We start from the raw sequence: 16,913 nt of genomic DNA on the forward strand, positions 1-16,913 counted from the left end.
AATGGCCGAAGCCTATATCTGCGACTATGTCCGCACTCCCATCGGCCGTTTTGGCGGATCGCTCTCGTCGGTGAGGGCTGACGATCTTGGCGCGGTGCCGTTGAAGGCGCTCGTGGAACGCAATGCCGGTGTCGACTGGGACGCGATTGACGACGTCGTCTATGGCTGCGCAAACCAGGCTGGCGAGGACAATCGTAACGTTGCGCGGATGGCGCTGCTGCTGGCCGGCCTGCCGACCGTGGTGGCAGGCTCCACTGTGAATCGTCTGTGTGGCTCGGGCATGGATGCCCTGACGATCTGCGCGCGCGCCATCAAGGCCGGCGAGGCGGAGATCATGGTCGCGGGCGGCGTCGAATCGATGAGCCGTGCGCCGTTCGTCATGCCCAAGGCCGATACGGCCTTTTCGCGCAATGCGGAGATCTACGACACGACGATCGGCTGGCGTTTCGTCAATCCGCTGATGAAGAAGCAGTACGGCGTCGATTCAATGCCGGAAACCGGCGAGAACGTCGCCGAGCAATTCGGCGTGACGCGCGCCGACCAAGACGCCTTTGCGGTGCGCAGCCAGGAGAAGGCCGTCGCTGCGCAGGCCAATGGCCGGCTGGCAAAAGAAATAGTGGCGGTGACGATCCCGCAGCGCAAGGGCGATGCGGTCGTGGTCGACAAGGACGAGCATCCGCGTGCCGGCACCACTGTCGAAACGCTCGCCAAGTTGCCGACGCCATTCAAGAAGGAAGGCGGCACCGTGACCGCCGGCAACGCTTCAGGTGTCAATGACGGTGCGGCGGCGCTGATCGTGGCCTCCGAGGCGGCGGTGAAGAAATACGGCCTCACCCCCATCGCGCGTTTCGTCGGCGGGGCGGTCGCAGGCGTCGAGCCGCGCATCATGGGTATCGGCCCAGCGCCGGCAACCAAGAAGCTGTGTGCGCGTCTCGGCATTTCGCCGTCCGACTTCGATGTCATCGAACTCAATGAAGCCTTCGCCTCCCAAGGCATCGCCGTGCTGCGCGACCTCGGTATCGCCGAGGACGCGCAGCACGTGAACCCGAATGGCGGCGCGATTGCGCTCGGGCACCCGCTTGGCATGTCGGGCGCGCGTATCTCCGGTACAGCTGCGCTCGAACTGCACGAGCGGGGCGGCAAGCTTGCGCTGGCGACAATGTGCATCGGCGTTGGGCAGGGCATCGCGGTGGCGCTCGAGCGGGTCTGACGCGAACGCCTATTTGACGGCGATCGCCTCGATCTCGACGAAGAGGTTCGGCGCGGCGAGGCCCTTGACGATCAGCAGGGTCGTCGCCGGTGGCGGGGTGGGAAGCGTTCCTCCCGCCGCCATCATGAACTCGCCGATATGCGCTTCGTCGGTGAGGTAGATCGTCACCTTGGCGAGGTTCATGGTGTCCATGCCGGCCTCTGCCAGCATGGCATAGACATTGGCGACGGCCAGCTTCGCCTGCTCGCCGACTGTGGCCGGTACGCTGCCGTCTGCGGCGACCCCGACCTGGCCGGATACGAACAGCGTCTTCTGTGGCCCGCTCGCAAGCGCGGCGTGGCTGTATCCCATGGGGGGCGGCAAATCCCGGTTGTTGAGCATCGTGAGCATTTCAGTGTCCTCTCATTGTTTCGTTTTGCGAGTTGCGTTCAGCCGGGCGAACAGGTCCCGGATCGAGCGGCGGTGCTCTTCGGCAAGGACGCCGGAGCGGGATAGAACCAGCATTCCGTGATAGACGAGCGTCAGGTGGGTGGCCTCCCGCTCGCCCTCCTCGTCGCCAAGCTCACGCAGAAGGACCGTGCGGATACCCTGCGCCGTGATGGACATTCCATCGGCGATCTTCTCGCTGGCGAAAGGCGGCGCGTTCGGCCCGAATTCAATGGCGCTGTTGGTGACGAGGCAGCCGAAGCCATCCGCCTGCGGCATCTCCCAGATCGACATGAACAGATTTTCGAGATCGTCCAGCCCGGCTTCCGGACCGGCGAAGGCTTTGGCGCGCCCCTTGATCACGATCTCGACGTAGTGGTCGAGCGCGGCGCGGAACAGGCCTTCCTTGCTTTCATAGCTGTTGTAGAGGCTGCCCGAGGTTGCGCCCGTCGCCTGCTCCAGGTCCTTGATCGAGACACGCGCGTAACCCTTGGTGCGAAAGCAGTGCATCGCTGCGGACAGGACTGCATCGGGATTGAAGATGCGGGGGCGTGCCACTAGAAATCCTTTTTAAAACGGTCATTATATAATACATATTCTATAAAGTGCCGCAACACGTTTCTTGGGGCGGCCGGCCCCTGGTGGAAAAAATCCGGCGTGCCTCTCGAATTTCGCCTTCGAGCGATCCACATATCGGGAATGGACGATATGGTTCCCGACCGAGACTTAATCCTGAAGGCGCTTGCCCACCCCGTGCGGCGAGACATGCTTGCCTGGCTCAAGGAACCGGAGCGGCATTTTTCCGGCCAGTCACATCCGCTCGGGATGGGTGTGTGTGCCGGCAGTTTCGAACGGTGCGGACTGTCGCAGTCGACCGTATCGGCACATCTCGCCGCACTTTCGGCGGCCGGTCTTGTGACAACCCGCAAGGTCGGACCATTCGTCTTCTACACCCGTGACGAGCGCACGATCGGCGCCTTTCGCGCCTCCCTCGCAGACCTCTAGAACGAAAGCTTCCCATGTCCACCTTGTTTGATCCCATGACGGTCGGTGACCTTGATCTTCCCAACCGCGTCGTAATGGCCCCACTGACGCGCAACCGCTCGCCCAATGCCGTGCCAACCGATCTTGTCGTCGAGTACTACTCGCAACGCGCATCCGCCGGGCTCCTGATCACCGAGGCAACCGCGATCAGCCATCAGGGGCAGGGCTATGCGGACGTACCGGGTCTGTATGGCGAGGACCAGCTGGCCGCGTGGAAACGCGTCACGGACGCGGTTCACGAAGCCGGCGGGCGGATCGTCACGCAGATGTGGCATGTCGGGCGCATCTCCCATACCAGCCTTCAGCCCGACGGTGGCAAGCCGGTTGCGCCATCCGCCATCCAGGCCAAGTCGAAGACCTATCTGATCAATGGCGACGGGACGGGTTCTTTCGCCGAAACATCCGAGCCACGTGCCCTGGAACTCGGCGAGATCCCCGGCATCGTCGACGACTACCGTCGCGCAGCAAAGGCAGCGGTGGAACAGGCTGGATTTGACGGGGTCGAAATTCACGCGGCCAACGGCTACCTGATCGACCAGTTTCTGCGATCGGGAAGCAACCACCGCGACGACGCCTATGGCGGTCCGATCCCGAACCGGGCCCGGCTGCTGTTCGAAGTGGTCGATGCGGTAGCCGAGGCGGTCGGTTCGGGCAGGGTCGGCATACGACTATCCCCTGTCACACCTGCAAACGACGCATCCGATCCGGATCCGCAGCCACTGTTCGACTACGTCGTGCGCGGGCTTGCTTCGCGCGGGCTGGCCTATATCCACACGATCGAGGGTGCCACTGGCGGCCAGCGCGACTATCAGCAGGGTAACGAGCCCTTCGACTATGCGGCCTACAAGGCCGCCTACCGGGACGCCGGCGGCGAGGGCGCCTGGATGGTCAACAACGGGTATGACGGTCCTCTCGCGAAATCGGCAGTCCAGAGCGGACGTGCTGATCTCGTCGCATTCGGCAAGCTGTTCATCGCAAATCCCGACCTCGTCGCGCGTCTGCGCGATGGGCTGCCGCTCAACGAGCCTGACAAGGCTACGTTCTACGGCGGCGGCGTAAAGGGCTACACGGACTATCCCTTCGCCGCCTGAGCCGCCGGCACCGGCAAGCCGCGCCGCATCTGGACGGGCGGCTTGCCGAAGGAACGGGAAAACGCCCGGGAAAAGGCGGCTGCAGAGGAGAAGCCGGTGCGCGCTGCGATATCGGCCATCGGTTCTACGGTGTCGAGTACCAGACGGCGCGCCGCGTTCAGTCTCAGGCGCAGATAATAGGCGCCGGGCGTTTCGCCGATCGCTTTGGTGAACGTCTTTTCGAGCGTGCGGGTGGTGACGCCGGCGCGCTTGGCTATGGCGCCGATGGTGAGCGGACGATCGATGCGGCTTTCCATCAGTCGGATTGCCTGCGCGATGCGGGCGTCATAGCCATCAAGGCGGCCGAGCGAGACGAGGGGCTGCGCGTCGGTGGCCGCGCGCGCCTGATCGTAGATGAAGACGCTGGCGACATCGAGCGCCACGGCCATCCCCAGCCGCGAGCGGATAAGGTGCAGCATCAGGTCGAAGACGGGCGATGCCCCACCGGCAGTGAGGATCGGGCCATCGATGACATAGCGGTCGGGCCTGACATTGCAGCCTGGGAAGCGCGCGGCGAAATCCTCCAAATCCTCCCAGTGGGTTGTCGCGGCGCGGCCTTCCAGCAGGCCGGCAATGCCGAGCAGCCACGCGCCTGCCTCCACCCCGCATATCGCCTTCGCAAGGCGCACCGTACGCCGCAACGCGGCGAGCAAGGCGGGCGTTGCCTGAAGCCTCGTGCCGAAGCCGCCTATGATGACGAGAAGATCGGTCTCAGCATCGCCCTGAAAGCTTCCCTCCACGGCGATCGGCAGCCCGGCCGTCGTCAGAGGTGGCTTGCCATCGGCGGACACGATGGTCCAATCGAAGAGCTTCGAACCGACGACACGGTTCGCCGCCCGTAGCGGATCGATGGCGGATGCCACGCACATGACCGAAGCGCCGGAAAACACCAGAAAGGTCAGCCGCAGAGGAGAGGGGTTGGGCTGGAAGATTGAAGGGTGTTCGCTTTGCATCAATCTGCATTCGTAAATCGTCAACCACGGTTCTGCAAGTCAGGCATGCTTGATGAAAGTCCAAGCAAAGCCTTATCGGAGGAACTTGAATGCCACTGGCCATGAACCTGGACGTCTTCATCACCTGCGCCGTGACCGGATCGGGCGGTACCCAGGATCGCAGCCCGCATGTGCCGCGTTCGCCAAAGCAGATCGCAGACGCCGCTATCGATGCCGCCAAGGCTGGTGCTGCGATCGTCCATTGCCACGTGCGCGACCCTGAGACAGGCGCACCGCGCCGCGACGTAGCACTCTACCGGGAAGTGACCGAACGCATCCGCGACGCCGAAGTCGACGTGGTGCTGAACCTGACCGCCGGGATGGGCGGCGACATGGTGTTCGGCTCGACCGAGGCGCCGCTGCCGCTGAAGCAGAACGGCACCGACATGGCCGGCGCATCCGAGCGCGTCGAGCATGTGCGCCAATGTCTGCCGGAAATCTGCACGCTCGACTGCGGCACGATGAATTTTGCCGAGGCAGACTATGTCATGACGAACACGCCGGGCATGCTGCGCGCCATGGGCGGCATGATGACGGACATGGGCGTGAAGCCGGAAATCGAGGCGTTCGACACCGGACACCTCTGGTTTGCCAAGCAACTGGTCGAGGAAGGCGTGCTGAAGCCGGACGCGCTCGTGCAATTGTGCATGGGCGTACCCTGGGGCGCGCCTGACGATCTCAACACCTTCATGGCGATGGTCAACAACGTTCCGAAGGAATGGACTTTTTCGGCTTTCGCGCTCGGCCGCAACCAGATGGCCTACGTCGCCGCGTCGGTTCTGGCCGGCGGTCACGTCCGCGTCGGTCTTGAGGACAATCTCTGGCTCGGCAGGGGCCAGCTTGCGACGAACGCCCAGCTCGTCGAGCGCGCCGTCACCGTCGTCGAAAATCTCGGTGCGCGGGTGATCGGCCCGGACGAGGTGCGTGCCAAACTCAACCTGACAAAGCGCGCGCCACTGGCGGGCTGACTGGAGCGAACCGACATGAACGAGATCACCAAGGCCGCCTGCATCGGCGGCGGCGTCATCGGAGCGGGCTGGGTGGCCCGGCTGGTGCTGAACGGCATCGACGTGGCGATCTACGATCCCGACCCGGAAGCCGATCGCAAGGTCAACGAGGTGATGGCGAATGCGCGCCATGCCTATCGGCAGATGTCGCCCGATGGACTGCCTTCCGAAGGGCGCATCACCTATGTAGGATCGATCGCAGAAGCCGTGGCCGATGCCGACCTCATCCAGGAGAGCGTGCCGGAGCGGCTCGACCTGAAGCACAAGGTGCTGGCCGCGATCGACGCGCATGCGCGTGCCGACGCAATCGTCGGTTCGTCGACCTCGGGAATCAAGCCGACCGACATGCAGCCGTCAATGTCCGCGCATCCCGAGCGGCTCGTCGTGGCGCACCCTTTCAATCCCGTCTACCTGCTGCCGCTCGTCGAGATCGTCGGCGGCGAGAAGACGACGCCCGAATGTGTCGACAAGGCAAAGTCGCTCTACGCTTCGATCGGCATGAAGCCGGTGGCGATCCGCAAGGAGATCGAGGCGTTCGTCGGCGACAGGCTGCTCGAAGCGATGTGGCGCGAGGCGCTGTGGCTCATCAAGGACGGCATCTGCACCGTCGAGGAACTGGACGACATCATGCGCTATTCGTTCGGCCTCCGCTGGGCGCAGATGGGCATGTTCCAGGTCTACCGCATCGCGGGCGGCGAGGCCGGGATGCGCCACTTCATGGCACAGTTCGGCCCCTGCCTCTCCTGGCCCTGGACCAAGCTGATGGACGTACCCGAGTTCAACGACGAGCTGGTCGATCTCATCGCCACGCAATCCGACGAGCAGTCCGGCAAACACTCGATCCGCGAGCTGGAGCGCATCCGAGACGACAATCTCGTGGCGATCATGGGCGCGCTCGGCAAGCAGAATGGCGGGCAAGGCTGGGGCGCGGGCGAGTTGCAGAACGACTATGTTCGGAGACTGGCTGGATCGGTGAAGGAGAACGGCTGACCATGCATTTCGGCCTTTCCGAAGAACAGCGCGCGATCGTCGAAACGACCCGCGCCTTCGTCGAAAATGAACTCTATCCGCACGAGGCGGAAGTGGAGCGCACGGGTGTGCTGCGCCGCGACCTGATCGAGGAGATCAAGGCCAAGGCGATGGCGGCAGGGCTGTATGCCGCCAACATGCCGGAGGACGTCGGCGGGGCAGGGCTCGATACGCTGACTTGGCTGCTCTACGAGAAGGAGCTTGGCCGCGCCAACTACGCGCTGCATTGGACCTGCGTTGCGCGGCCATCGAACATTCTTCTGGCGGGCACGCCCGAGCAGCGTGAGAAATATCTCTACCCTTGCATGCGCGGCGAGACGTGGGACTGCCTCGCGATGACCGAACCAGGGGCGGGCTCGGACTTGCGCGGCATGAAGGCAACGGCCGTGAGGGATGGAGACGATTGGGTGCTGAACGGCACCAAGCATTTCATCAGCCATGCCGATATTGCTGGTTTTGCCATCGTCTTCATGGCAACCGGCGAGGAGGAGACGCCACGCGGCAAGCGCAAGCAGATCACCGCCTTCTTCGTAGACAAGGAAACACCCGGCTTCACCGTGCGCGATGGCTACCGCAACGTGTCGCATCGCGGCTACACCAATGCGGTGCTGGAATTCGACGACTGCCGCCTGCCCGCCAGCCAAGTGCTTGGCGAGGTCCACAAGGGCTTCGAGGTTGCCAATTCGTGGCTCGGCGCGACGCGTCTGCAGGTAGCCGCAACCTGCCTGGGACGGGCCGAACGCGCGCTCGGCCATGCGGTAGATTATGCGGCGCAGCGCCAGCAGTTCGGCCAACAGATCGGCAAGTTCCAGGGCGTGTCCTTCAAGCTCGCCGACATGGCGACGGAGTTGAAGGCGGCGGAACTGCTGACGCTCGAAGCCGGCTGGAAATATGACGAAGGCTCGGTGACCGACGAGGACATGGCGATGGCGAAGCTCAAGGCCACCGAGATGCTCGCCTTCGTTGCCGACGAGGCAATCCAGATCCATGGCGGCATGGGGCTGATGGACGAGCTTCCGCTCGAACGGATATGGCGCGACGCGCGCGTCGAGCGCATCTGGGAAGGCACGAGCGAAATCCAGCGGCACATCATCTCGCGCGCCCTGCTGCGCGCGGTCGGCGGCTAGACCGGCGGCGGCATGGCGAAGATCGGCATCAGGGAGACCGACCTCTATCTGCCCGTAAAGCGCGTGCTCGAAGGGCAGGGCTACACCGTCAAGGGCGAGGTGGGATCGGCCGATGTCGTTGCGATGCGCGAGGGCGAGGATCCGGTGATCGTCGAGCTGAAGGCAGGTTTTTCCCTGTCGCTCTTCCACCAGGCGATCCAGCGCCAGGCAATCAGCAATGCCGTCTATGTCGCGGTACCGCATGGAAGCGGCAGGGCATGGCTGAAGGCGCTGGTCGACAATCGCAAGCTGTGCCGGCGGCTTGGCTTGGGGCTCATCACGGTCAGGCTCGCGGACGGCTTCGTCGAACTGCATTGCGACCCCGAGCCCTACAAGCCGCGGCAGTCGAAACAGCGCAAGGCGCGTCTGCTGCGGGAGTTCGCCCGTCTCGTCGGTGATCCCAACAGCGGCGGCATGACCCGCCGCAACCTCGTCACCGCCTATCGGCAGGAGGCACTGGTGTGCCTGCGGCTGCTCGGTGAGCTTGGGCCGACCAAGGCGTCGAAAGTGGCGGCGGACAGCCGTATCGCCCACGCAAGACGGCTGATGGCCGACAACCACTATGGTTGGTTCGAGCGTGTCGAGACCGGCATCTACGCCCTGAGCCCCAAAGGGGCGAAGGCGATCGACGAGTATGCGACCGAGATCGCGAAATTGGCAGCGGCGATGTCGAAGCAATCGGAAAACCCATCATGACCGCCAGCCGCGACCTGACCCGACTGCTCAGGCCAAAATCCATTGCGGTGTTCGGTGGCGGGTTCTTCGCGCCGAATGTGGTCAGGCAGTGCCTTAAGATGGGTTATGCCGGCGAGATATGGCCGGTGCACCCGACGCGCGACGAGGTGGCCGGGGTTAGAGCCTACAGGTCGGCTGACGATCTGCCTGCTGCTCCCGATGCCGCCTTCATCGGCGTGAACCGCTTCCTGACGGTCGACATCGTTCGCGCGCTCGTGCGGCGCGGCGCCGGCGGCGCCGTTTGCTTTGCCGCCGGGTTTCTGGAAGCCGGGGCCGACGATGCCGATGGAGGGCGGCTGCAATCCGAACTTGTCGCGGCTGCCGGCGACATGCCGATCATCGGCCCGAATTGCTACGGCCTGATCAACTATGCCGATGGCGCGCTGCTTTGGCCGGACCAGCATGGTGGCGTCCGCCTTCCAGAAGGCCAGCGCGGCGTGTCGATCATCACCCAATCCTCCAACATCGCCATCAACATGACGATGCAGAAGCGCGGCCTGCCGATCGCCTATCTCCTCACCGCCGGAAACCAAGCGCAGACGGGATTGTCGGATATGGCATTGGGGCTGATCGAGGACGATCGCGTCTCCGCGCTCGGGCTGCATATCGAAGGCTTCGACTCGGTGGAGGGTTTTCAGCGCCTCGCAGCCCGTGCGCGCGAACTGCAAAAGCCGATCGTCGCGATGAAGGTCGGGCGCTCGGAACAGGCGCGCAAGGCAACGATCTCCCACACTGCATCGCTGGCCGGATCGGATGCCGCCTCCGACGCATTTCTCAAGCGGCTCGGGATCGCGCGTGTCGACACTATTCCGTCCTTTCTAGAGACGCTGAAGCTGCTTCACGCGGTTGGACCGCTGTCCGGCCGTCGCCTGTCGTCGATGAGCTGTTCGGGTGGCGAGGCATCTGTCATGGCGGACGCCGCGCAAGGCCGGCGTATACACTTTCCGGCCCTTGGTGAGGCACACAAGGCGCAGGTGCGCGAGGCCCTCGGGCCGCTGGTGGCGATCGCCAACCCGCTCGACTACAACACTTTCATCTGGAACGACGAACCTGCCATGACGGCGACATTTTCGGCGATGGTGTCCGGTGGGTTCGATCTCAACATGCTGGTGCTGGACTTCCCCCGCGCCGACCGCTGCGCGGACGTCGACTGGTGGCCGACGGTCGATGCTTTCGAGGCAGCTCTGAAACAGCATTCCGCAAGCGGCGCGATCGTGGTGTCGATGCCGGAAAACCTTTCGGAAGAATATGCGAACAACCTGATGGCGCGCGGGATCGTGCCGCTTTTGGGCATCACCGAGGCCATGGACGCGGCGACGGCGGCGGCGTTTGTTGGTGAGGCGTGGAAATCGCGCACTCCCTCCCCCTCGAGGGGAGGGTGGACGATCACCGAAGGTGATCGGACGGGTGGGGTCGCCACAGGAGGGCACACCGTCGCAACGACGCAGTGCGCTGCCGCGATGACCCCCTCCGCCCGCTTCGCGGGCACCTCCCCCTCAGGGGGGGAGGAAGGGTGGCCTGACGAAGCCGCTGCCAAGGCACTGCTTGCATCCTTTGGCCTGCCCGTGCCACCGGGCCAGCGCGTGTCCACCGTGGCGGAAGCTGTCGACGCCGCGCGAGCGCTCGGCTTTCCAGTCGCACTGAAGGCGCTGGGACTTGCGCACAAGTCGGAAGCCGGCGCGGTACGGCTTGGGCTCGAAAACGAAAAAGCGTTGAAGGCCGCTGCGCTTGAACTGGCCAACATCGGCACCGGGTTCTATGTCGAGCGCATGGTGCAGGGGGGCGTTGTCGAGCTCATCGTCGGCGTCGTGCGCGACCCACTGTTCGGTCCTGTGATGACGATCGGGACCGGTGGTGTGCTGGTTGAGCTGCTGAAGGATTCGGCCACGTTGCTGCTGCCGACAAGCCGGGAAGAGATCGAGGCCGGCGTGCGGGGCCTGAAGCTGTTTCCGCTGCTCGACGGTTATCGTGGCAGAAAGAAGGCCGACCTCGACGCTGCGACCGACTCCATTCTCAAGATTACCGATTTCGTCTCCGCACATGCGCACATTATCGACGAGCTGGACATCAACCCGCTGATCGTATGCGGGCAAGGAGAGGGCGCATGGATTGCCGACGCGCTTCTCGTGACAAGGGAGTAGACAATGACCGAAGTCGTAAAGACGCGCCGCGACGGCGCCATTCTCGAAGTGACGCTCGACCGGCCCAAGGCCAATGCCATCGATCTCGAGACCAGCAGGCTGCTGGGACAGACCTTCAAGGCGTTTCGGGACGACCCGGAACTGCGTGTCGCGATCATCAAGACCGCAGGCGACAAGTTCTTTTCCGCAGGCTGGGACTTGAAGGCTGCAGCCGGCGGCGACGCCGTCGACGGAGACTATGGCGTTGGCGGGTTCGGCGGGCTGCAGGAATTGCGCGATCTCAACAAGCCGGTGATCGCCTGCGTCAACGGCATGGCGGTTGGCGGCGGGTTCGAGCTCGCCCTGTCGTGCGACCTGATCTACGCCTCCGACACATCATCCTTCGCGCTGCCGGAAATCCGCGCCGGGACGCTGGCGGATGCAGCGACGGTGAAACTGCCCAAGCGCATGCCGTACCACGTTGCCATGGATCTGTTGTTCACGGGACGCTGGATGGACGTTCTGGAGGCCCATCGGTGGGGCCTGGTCAACGAAGTCCACCCTGTCAGCCAGTTGGAGGAGCGGGTGTGGGACGTGGCGCGGCTTCTGGCGGATGGCCCGCCGCTGGTCTTCGCAGCGATCAAGGAAGTCGCGCGCGAAGCAGAAGCGATGACGTTCCAGGACGCGATGAACCGCATTACCAAGCGCAGATTCCGCACCGTTGACGAACTCTATGATTCCGAGGACGGCCTGGAGGGGTTCCGCGCCTTTGCCGAAAAGCGTGATCCGGTTTGGAAGGGTCGCTGAATGGCCGATTACGAAAAGCTCATCGATGCCGAGACCTGGGCGTTCATCGAGAGAACCAACAGCTTCTATCCGCCCGACACGATCGATTTCACGATTGAACAGCAGCGCGCGATCTATGACCGGATGTGCCAGGCGTTTCACGCCGGCAATCCGCACGGCGTGTCGGCACACACCGGCGCGATCGAAGCGGACGGGCGCCGCATTCCGATCCGCACCTATCGCAGGGATAATCCAGACAATGCGGCTGTCGTGCTCTACTTCCACGGAGGTGGCTTCATTCTCGGCGGCCTGGAGAGCCACGACGACGTCTGCGCCGAATTGTGTGATCGCACCGGCTACGAGGTCATCTCGGTGGACTATCGCCTGGTGCCGGAGCACACGCACCCGGCGGCATTCGACGACGCGCTGGCGGCCTTTGACTGGACGGCAAAGTCGTATGACCGTGCGATCGTGCTGGCAGGCGATTCCGCCGGCGGCAATCTCGCAGCGGCAGTGGCTCACGCGACGCGTGGGCGAGCGAGGCATGCTGTCGGACAGGTGCTGATCTATCCGGGGCTGGGAGGCGACACGTCACGCGGCTCCTATGTCGAGCATATCGACGCGCCGATGCTGTCGGGCCGCGACCTGGAATTCTACGCGCGCATGCGTGCCGGTGGCCGTGACGTGAGCGGCGACGCGAGTTTCGCACCCCTGGCCGATACCGACTTTTCCGGACTGCCTCCGACCGTGCTGATCACCGCGCAATGCGATCCGCTATCGTCTGACGGTGAGACCTATCGCGACGCGCTGGTGGCCGCGGGCGGAAAGGCGACATGGATCGAGGATATGGGATTGGTGCATGGTCACCTGCGCGCCCGCCACACGGTGTCCCGTGCCCGCGAAAGTTTCGCGCGTATCGTTGAGGCGGTAAAGGCCCTGGGCCGCGGTGAGTGGCCATACTGACGGTCAAGCCAGGAACGGCTTCGCCTTCATCGTTTCGGCCGCCGGTACGCCGAGGCGTTTGAGGATCGTCGGCGCGAGCTGGAGCTGGTCGAGCAGGTCTTCCTCCGCCGCGAGCGCGGAGCCGCCGCCGAAATAATAGAGCGCGACGTCCTGCATCTCGTCATCGTGGCCGCCATGGTGGCCACGCTGGGTCTGGCCATGGTCGGCAGTGACGATCACTTCATAACCCTGTTCGCGCCAACGGGGCAGGAAGCCCGCAAGGCTGGCATCGAGTGTGTAGAGGGCGTTGTCCATCTCAACGCAATCTTGGCCGTAGCGATGGCCCATCGAGTCGACGGTGCAGGTGTGCAGGATGCCGTAATCGATGCGGTGGCGCTCGGTCAGCATCGTCAACGTAGCGAACAGGTCGACGTCGCTCGGCGTCATGCCATTGGTGTGGCCATAGCCGCTCATCGTATGGAAGCGGCCATGATGGATCGGGCCGTCCGGTTCGTCATATTCGATGTCGCGAGCCGGATCGAACGGATAGCGGTTGAAGAACTCGGACCAGTAGGAATGCGTCACCGCGCCTGACTTGCCGCCGGCCATGGCGACTTCCGAGAAGATGTCCGGCTGGGTGACCCGGCGTCGGAACTCGTTCGAGCCGATGCCGTGCTCTTGCGGGGAGACGCCCGTATGGATCGAGGCGTAGCAGCATGCGGAGGTGGATGGCAGCACCGAACGCATGCGCCATTTCCGCGCTTCGCCGGATTGCACCCACCCTTCGAGATTGCCCATGAAGGGCTTCCAGTTTCGCCATGGAAGCCCGTCTAGGATGATCAGCAGCAGCTTCGAGGAAAGCGGCAATTAGTTCCCCGCGCTCTGCATGCGGCGGTTGCCGATCGCCTTCTCCAGCCAGCCGATTTCCATCTCCGGAACCGAAGAGAGCAGAAGGTCGGTGTAGTCGTCGAAGGGCGGCGCCAGCACCGTCGATTTCGGCCCGTAGCGCACCACTTCGCCGCGATACATCACCGCGATCGAGTCGGCGATGGATTTCACCGTCGCGAGGTCGTGGGTGATGAACAGATAGGCGACGTCCTCTTCCGCCTGAAGCTCCAGCAGGAGTTCGAGAATGCCGTGGGCCACCAGGGGATCGAGAGCGGAGGTCACCTCGTCGCAGATGATGAGCTTGGGCTTGGCCGCCAGCGCGCGTGCGATGCACACGCGCTGCTTCTGCCCACCGGACAACTCGGCCGGGTAGCGGTCGGCGAAGCCCTTGCCCATCTCGATCTTGTCGAGAAGTTCGGCCACCCGTTCGTCACGCGCCTTGCCGCGCATGCCGAAATAGAACTCGAGCGGCCGGCCGATGATGGTGGCGACGGTCTGGCGCGGGTTCATCGCCACGTCGGCCATCTGGTAGATCATCTGCAGTTCGCGCAGGTCGTCGCGTGATCGATCGCGCAGGCTGTTGGACAGCGTGCGTCCGGCAAACGTGATCGATCCTTCTTCAGGCGGCAGAAGGCCGGTAATCGCGCGGGCGAGCGTCGACTTTCCTGAGCCGGATTCACCGACCACGGCCAGTGTTTGTCCGGGATGAATGTCGACCGAGACATCCTTGAGCACCTTCACGGAGCCTGTGTATGACGCGGTGACGTTCTTGACCGAAAGCAGCGGCGTGCCGCGCGGCAGCTTCTCCTCGTGCTCGATCTCGTGCACCGAGACCAGCTTGTTGGTGTATTCCTCGCGAGGTTCCTTGATGATCTGGTGGGTGCCGCCCCACTCGACCAGCTTGCCGTGGCGAAGCACCATGATCTCGTCGGCGACCTGCGCGACGACGGCGAGGTCGTGCGTGATATAGAGCGCGGCGACGCCCGTATCGCGGATCGCGTCCTTGATCGCCGCGAGCACGTCGATCTGGGTGGTGACGTCGAGCGCGGTCGTCGGCTCGTCGAAGACGATCAGGTCAGGCTCCGAGCACAGCGCCATCGCCGTCATGACACGCTGCAACTGGCCGCCCGAGACCTGGTGCGGGTAGCGATTGCCGATGGTGTCGGGATTGGGCAGGCTGAGCTTGCGGAACAGTTCCCTGGCCCGCTTCTCGGCTTCGGCCCGGGTGGCTGTCCCATGCTCGACGGTCGCCTCCACCACCTGGTCCATCAGCTTGTGGGCCGGGTTGAAGGCGGCGGCCGCCGACTGCGCGACGTAGCAGACTTCCTTGCCGCGCAGCTTGCGGACGCCGGACTTGCCACCCTTGAGAATGTCACGTCCGTTGAGCAGGACTTCACCCCCGGTAATGCGCACGCCGCCGCGGCCATAGGCCATGGAGGAGAGCCCGATCGTCGACTTGCCCGCGCCCGACTCGCCGATCAGGCCGAGGACCTTGCCGCGTTCCAGCGTAAGGGAGACGCCGTGAACGATGGTGACGTTCTTGGGGTCTTCGCCGGGCGGGTAGACGGTCGCCTCGATCTTCAGGTTGCGGATGTCCAGCAGGGTTCCGTCGTGCTGCTTCCTGGGCGCCTTAGCCATTGCCGCGTCCTCCCTTGAGGTCGGTGGTGCGGTTCAGCACCCAGTCGGCGACCAGATTGACGGAAATCGCCAGCGCCGCGATGGCGGCGGCGGGGATGAGGGCCGCGGGAATGCCGAACACGATGCCTTCCTTGTTCTCCTTGACCATGCCACCCCAGTCGGCCTCCGGCGGTTGAACGCCAAGACCCAGGAACGACAGCGCCGACAGGAACAGCACCGCGTAGATGAAGCGCAGGCCCAGTTCCGAGATGAGGGGGGAAAGGGCGTTGGGCAGGATCTCGCGGAAGATGATCCAGCCCATGCGCTCGCCGCGCAGCTTTGCCGCCTCGACGTAGTCCATGACGTTGATATCCACGGCTACGGCGCGTGAAAGGCGGTAGACGCGGGTGGAGTCGAGGATGCCCATGACGAGAATGAGCGTCAGGATGGTGGAGGGCAGCACCGACAGAACGACAAGCCCGAAGATCAGCGTCGGGATCGCCATCAGGAGGTCGACGAAGCGCGACATCAGGGTATCGAACCAGCCACCCAGAACCGCGGCGCTGAAGCCGAGGATCGCGCCGAGCGAGAATGAAAGCGCTGTCGACATTGCGGCGATGAAGACCGTCGTCCGCGCGCCATAGATCATGCGCGAGAGAAGGTCACGGCCGAGATTGTCGGTACCAAGCAGATATTGCGACGACATCGGCTCCCAGACGTCGCCGACGATCTGCGCCTTGCCGTATGGGGCGATCCACGGGGCGAAGATCGCCGCGAACAGGAAGAGCGCGGTGAAGAAGAGGCCTATCCAGGCCCCCAGTGTTACGCGTTTCAAATCGAACATGCCGCGCCTCTCATCTCGGATGCCGCAGACGCGGGTTGGCAAGGATGGCAGCGATGTCGGCGATGATGTTGAGGCTGATGTAGACAGCCGCGAAGATCAGGCCGACTGCCTGCACCACCGGGACGTCGCGCTTGGTGACGTGATCGACGAGATACTGACCCATGCCGGGATAGACGAAGATCACCTCGATGACGACGACGCCGACGACGAGGAAGGCGAGGTTGAGCATGACGACGTTGACGATCGGCGCGATGGCATTCGGGAATGCGTGGCGGCGAATGATGTCGAACTGCGACAGTCCCTTGAGTTCCGCCGTCTCGATGTAGGCAGACTGCATGACGTTGAGGATCGCCGCGCGCGTCATACGCATCATGTGGGCAAGCACGACAAGCGTGAGCGCGGTTGCTGGAAGCGCAATCGCGCGCATTCTGTCCACGAATGGCATGCCCTCATAGACGGTCGAGATGCCAGGCAGCCACTGGAGCTGGACGGCGAAGAAGTAGACCAGGACATAACCGATGAAGAATTCCGGCAGCGAGGTCGATGCGAGAGCGAAGCCGGAAATCGTCTTGTCGATCGCACCATTGCGATAACGCACCGCAAGAAGCCCGAGTATGATGGCCAGCGGGACGGAGATGACGGCCGCCCAGAAAGCGAGGAACAACGTGTTCCAGAGCCGACCGCCGATCGCGGTGGCGATGTCCTGCCTGCTGGTAAGCGCGGTGCCGAGATCGCCCTGGAGTATGCCGCCGAGCCACTGGAAGTAGCGCATGATGGCAGGCTCGTTCAGTCCGAGCTCTTCACGCAGGTTCGCAAGCGCTTCGGGCGTCGCGGACTGGCCAAGGATGGACTGGGCGACGTCGCCGGGCAGGATCTGCGTGCCGGCGAAAATCAGGACCGAAACGGCCAGCAGGAGAAGGACGCCCAGCGCGATGCGCTGGGCGATGAGCTTCAAGATGGGTGACCCCATGTGACCG

17 protein-coding genes are annotated in these 16,913 nt (G+C 63.9%); 10 read left to right on the plus strand and 7 right to left on the minus strand.

Annotated features, from left to right (window positions below; translation table 11 throughout):
• Position 1 precedes the first annotated feature (1 nt).
• Positions 2-1,210 carry a 3-oxoadipyl-CoA thiolase gene (gene pcaF, locus AAFN84_RS00200; protein WP_347512311.1) on the plus strand — a complete coding sequence of 403 codons (1,209 nt, stop codon included), beginning with the start codon at positions 2-4 and terminating at the stop codon, positions 1,208-1,210.
• 9 nt (positions 1,211-1,219) lie between these two features.
• On the opposite strand, the gene AAFN84_RS00205 is transcribed toward pcaF, so the two are convergent.
• Both AAFN84_RS00205 and AAFN84_RS00210 read right to left on the minus strand, forming a co-directional pair.
• Positions 1,220-1,600, minus strand: coding sequence for a RidA family protein (locus tag AAFN84_RS00205; RefSeq protein WP_347512312.1), 381 nt, complete (start codon positions 1,598-1,600; stop codon positions 1,220-1,222).
• A 12-nt stretch (positions 1,601-1,612) separates the two neighbouring features.
• Complete coding sequence (locus AAFN84_RS00210) at positions 1,613-2,194, minus strand: TetR/AcrR family transcriptional regulator (RefSeq protein ID WP_347512313.1); 582 nt, start codon at positions 2,192-2,194, stop codon at positions 1,613-1,615.
• A gap of 150 nt (positions 2,195-2,344) precedes the next feature.
• Here AAFN84_RS00210 and AAFN84_RS00215 point away from each other — a divergent pair, with 150 nt between their 5' ends.
• Positions 2,345-2,641 (plus strand): helix-turn-helix transcriptional regulator, encoded by a 297-nt coding sequence (locus tag AAFN84_RS00215; protein WP_347513753.1) that lies wholly within the window; start codon positions 2,345-2,347, stop codon positions 2,639-2,641.
• A 14-nt stretch (positions 2,642-2,655) separates the two neighbouring features.
• Positions 2,656-3,771 (plus strand): alkene reductase, encoded by a 1,116-nt coding sequence (locus tag AAFN84_RS00220; protein WP_347512314.1) that lies wholly within the window; start codon positions 2,656-2,658, stop codon positions 3,769-3,771.
• Here AAFN84_RS00220 and AAFN84_RS00225 read toward each other — a convergent pair.
• Positions 3,753-4,766, minus strand: coding sequence for a GlxA family transcriptional regulator (locus AAFN84_RS00225; protein WP_347512315.1), 1,014 nt, complete (start codon positions 4,764-4,766; stop codon positions 3,753-3,755). The genes AAFN84_RS00220 and AAFN84_RS00225 overlap by 19 nt on opposite strands.
• Before the next feature lie 86 nt (positions 4,767-4,852).
• On the opposite strand from AAFN84_RS00225, the gene AAFN84_RS00230 reads away from it, so the two are divergent.
• The 7 genes from AAFN84_RS00230 to AAFN84_RS00260 are packed head-to-tail and all read left to right on the plus strand — an operon-like array spanning position 4,853 to position 12,608.
• On the plus strand, positions 4,853-5,770 hold the full coding sequence (locus AAFN84_RS00230; RefSeq protein ID WP_347512316.1) for a 3-keto-5-aminohexanoate cleavage protein: 918 nt from the start codon (positions 4,853-4,855) through the stop codon (positions 5,768-5,770).
• Between the two features lie 15 nt (positions 5,771-5,785).
• Positions 5,786-6,799, plus strand: coding sequence for a carnitine 3-dehydrogenase (locus AAFN84_RS00235; RefSeq protein WP_347512317.1), 1,014 nt, complete (start codon positions 5,786-5,788; stop codon positions 6,797-6,799).
• A 2-nt stretch (positions 6,800-6,801) separates the two neighbouring features.
• Positions 6,802-7,965: an acyl-CoA dehydrogenase family protein gene (locus AAFN84_RS00240; protein WP_347512318.1), complete on the plus strand. Its 1,164-nt coding sequence runs from the start codon at positions 6,802-6,804 to the stop codon at positions 7,963-7,965.
• A 12-nt stretch (positions 7,966-7,977) separates the two neighbouring features.
• Positions 7,978-8,700 (plus strand): DUF2161 family putative PD-(D/E)XK-type phosphodiesterase, encoded by a 723-nt coding sequence (locus tag AAFN84_RS00245; protein WP_347512319.1) that lies wholly within the window; start codon positions 7,978-7,980, stop codon positions 8,698-8,700.
• Entirely contained in the window at positions 8,697-10,880 is a 2,184-nt protein-coding gene (locus AAFN84_RS00250) for an acetate--CoA ligase family protein (RefSeq protein ID WP_347512320.1), read from the plus strand. Before AAFN84_RS00245 ends, AAFN84_RS00250 begins: the two co-directional genes overlap by 4 nt.
• A 3-nt stretch (positions 10,881-10,883) precedes the next feature.
• Entirely contained in the window at positions 10,884-11,666 is a 783-nt protein-coding gene (locus AAFN84_RS00255) for a carnitinyl-CoA dehydratase (RefSeq protein ID WP_347512321.1), read from the plus strand.
• Complete coding sequence (locus AAFN84_RS00260) at positions 11,667-12,608, plus strand: alpha/beta hydrolase (RefSeq protein WP_347512322.1); 942 nt, start codon at positions 11,667-11,669, stop codon at positions 12,606-12,608.
• Between the two features lie 3 nt (positions 12,609-12,611).
• On the opposite strand, the gene AAFN84_RS00265 is transcribed toward AAFN84_RS00260, so the two are convergent.
• From AAFN84_RS00265 to AAFN84_RS00280, 4 genes are read right to left on the minus strand one after another with little or no spacing between them, the layout of a single operon-like run.
• Positions 12,612-13,454, minus strand: coding sequence for an alkaline phosphatase family protein (locus AAFN84_RS00265; RefSeq protein ID WP_347512323.1), 843 nt, complete (start codon positions 13,452-13,454; stop codon positions 12,612-12,614).
• Positions 13,455-15,113, minus strand: coding sequence for an ABC transporter ATP-binding protein (locus AAFN84_RS00270; protein WP_347512324.1), 1,659 nt, complete (start codon positions 15,111-15,113; stop codon positions 13,455-13,457). It abuts the gene before it with no gap.
• Positions 15,106-15,936 carry an ABC transporter permease gene (locus AAFN84_RS00275; protein ID WP_347512325.1) on the minus strand — a complete coding sequence of 277 codons (831 nt, stop codon included), beginning with the start codon at positions 15,934-15,936 and terminating at the stop codon, positions 15,106-15,108. The genes AAFN84_RS00270 and AAFN84_RS00275 overlap by 8 nt, the downstream gene beginning before the upstream one ends.
• A 10-nt stretch (positions 15,937-15,946) precedes the next feature.
• Positions 15,947-16,906, minus strand: coding sequence for an ABC transporter permease (locus AAFN84_RS00280; RefSeq protein WP_347512326.1), 960 nt, complete (start codon positions 16,904-16,906; stop codon positions 15,947-15,949).
• Positions 16,907-16,913: the final 7 nt, after the last annotated feature.

This window comes from Mesorhizobium sp. CAU 1741, assembly GCF_039839275.1.
Lineage (GTDB): Bacteria > Pseudomonadota > Alphaproteobacteria > Rhizobiales > Rhizobiaceae > Aerobium.

Coding starts and splice junctions, on each gene's coding strand:
- pcaF (WP_347512311.1), top strand. CDS start 2: ATGGCCGAAGCCTATATCTGCGACTATGTCCGCACTCCCATCGGCCGT.
- AAFN84_RS00205 (WP_347512312.1), bottom strand. CDS start 1,600: ATGCTCACGATGCTCAACAACCGGGATTTGCCGCCCCCCATGGGATAC.
- AAFN84_RS00215 (WP_347513753.1), top strand. CDS start 2,345: ATGGTTCCCGACCGAGACTTAATCCTGAAGGCGCTTGCCCACCCCGTG.
- AAFN84_RS00220 (WP_347512314.1), top strand. CDS start 2,656: ATGTCCACCTTGTTTGATCCCATGACGGTCGGTGACCTTGATCTTCCC.
- AAFN84_RS00230 (WP_347512316.1), top strand. CDS start 4,853: ATGCCACTGGCCATGAACCTGGACGTCTTCATCACCTGCGCCGTGACC.
- AAFN84_RS00235 (WP_347512317.1), top strand. CDS start 5,786: ATGAACGAGATCACCAAGGCCGCCTGCATCGGCGGCGGCGTCATCGGA.
- AAFN84_RS00240 (WP_347512318.1), top strand. CDS start 6,802: ATGCATTTCGGCCTTTCCGAAGAACAGCGCGCGATCGTCGAAACGACC.
- AAFN84_RS00245 (WP_347512319.1), top strand. CDS start 7,978: ATGGCGAAGATCGGCATCAGGGAGACCGACCTCTATCTGCCCGTAAAG.
- AAFN84_RS00250 (WP_347512320.1), top strand. CDS start 8,697: ATGACCGCCAGCCGCGACCTGACCCGACTGCTCAGGCCAAAATCCATT.
- AAFN84_RS00255 (WP_347512321.1), top strand. CDS start 10,884: ATGACCGAAGTCGTAAAGACGCGCCGCGACGGCGCCATTCTCGAAGTG.
- AAFN84_RS00260 (WP_347512322.1), top strand. CDS start 11,667: ATGGCCGATTACGAAAAGCTCATCGATGCCGAGACCTGGGCGTTCATC.
- AAFN84_RS00270 (WP_347512324.1), bottom strand. CDS start 15,113: ATGGCTAAGGCGCCCAGGAAGCAGCACGACGGAACCCTGCTGGACATC.
- AAFN84_RS00275 (WP_347512325.1), bottom strand. CDS start 15,936: ATGTTCGATTTGAAACGCGTAACACTGGGGGCCTGGATAGGCCTCTTC.
- AAFN84_RS00280 (WP_347512326.1), bottom strand. CDS start 16,906: ATGGGGTCACCCATCTTGAAGCTCATCGCCCAGCGCATCGCGCTGGGC.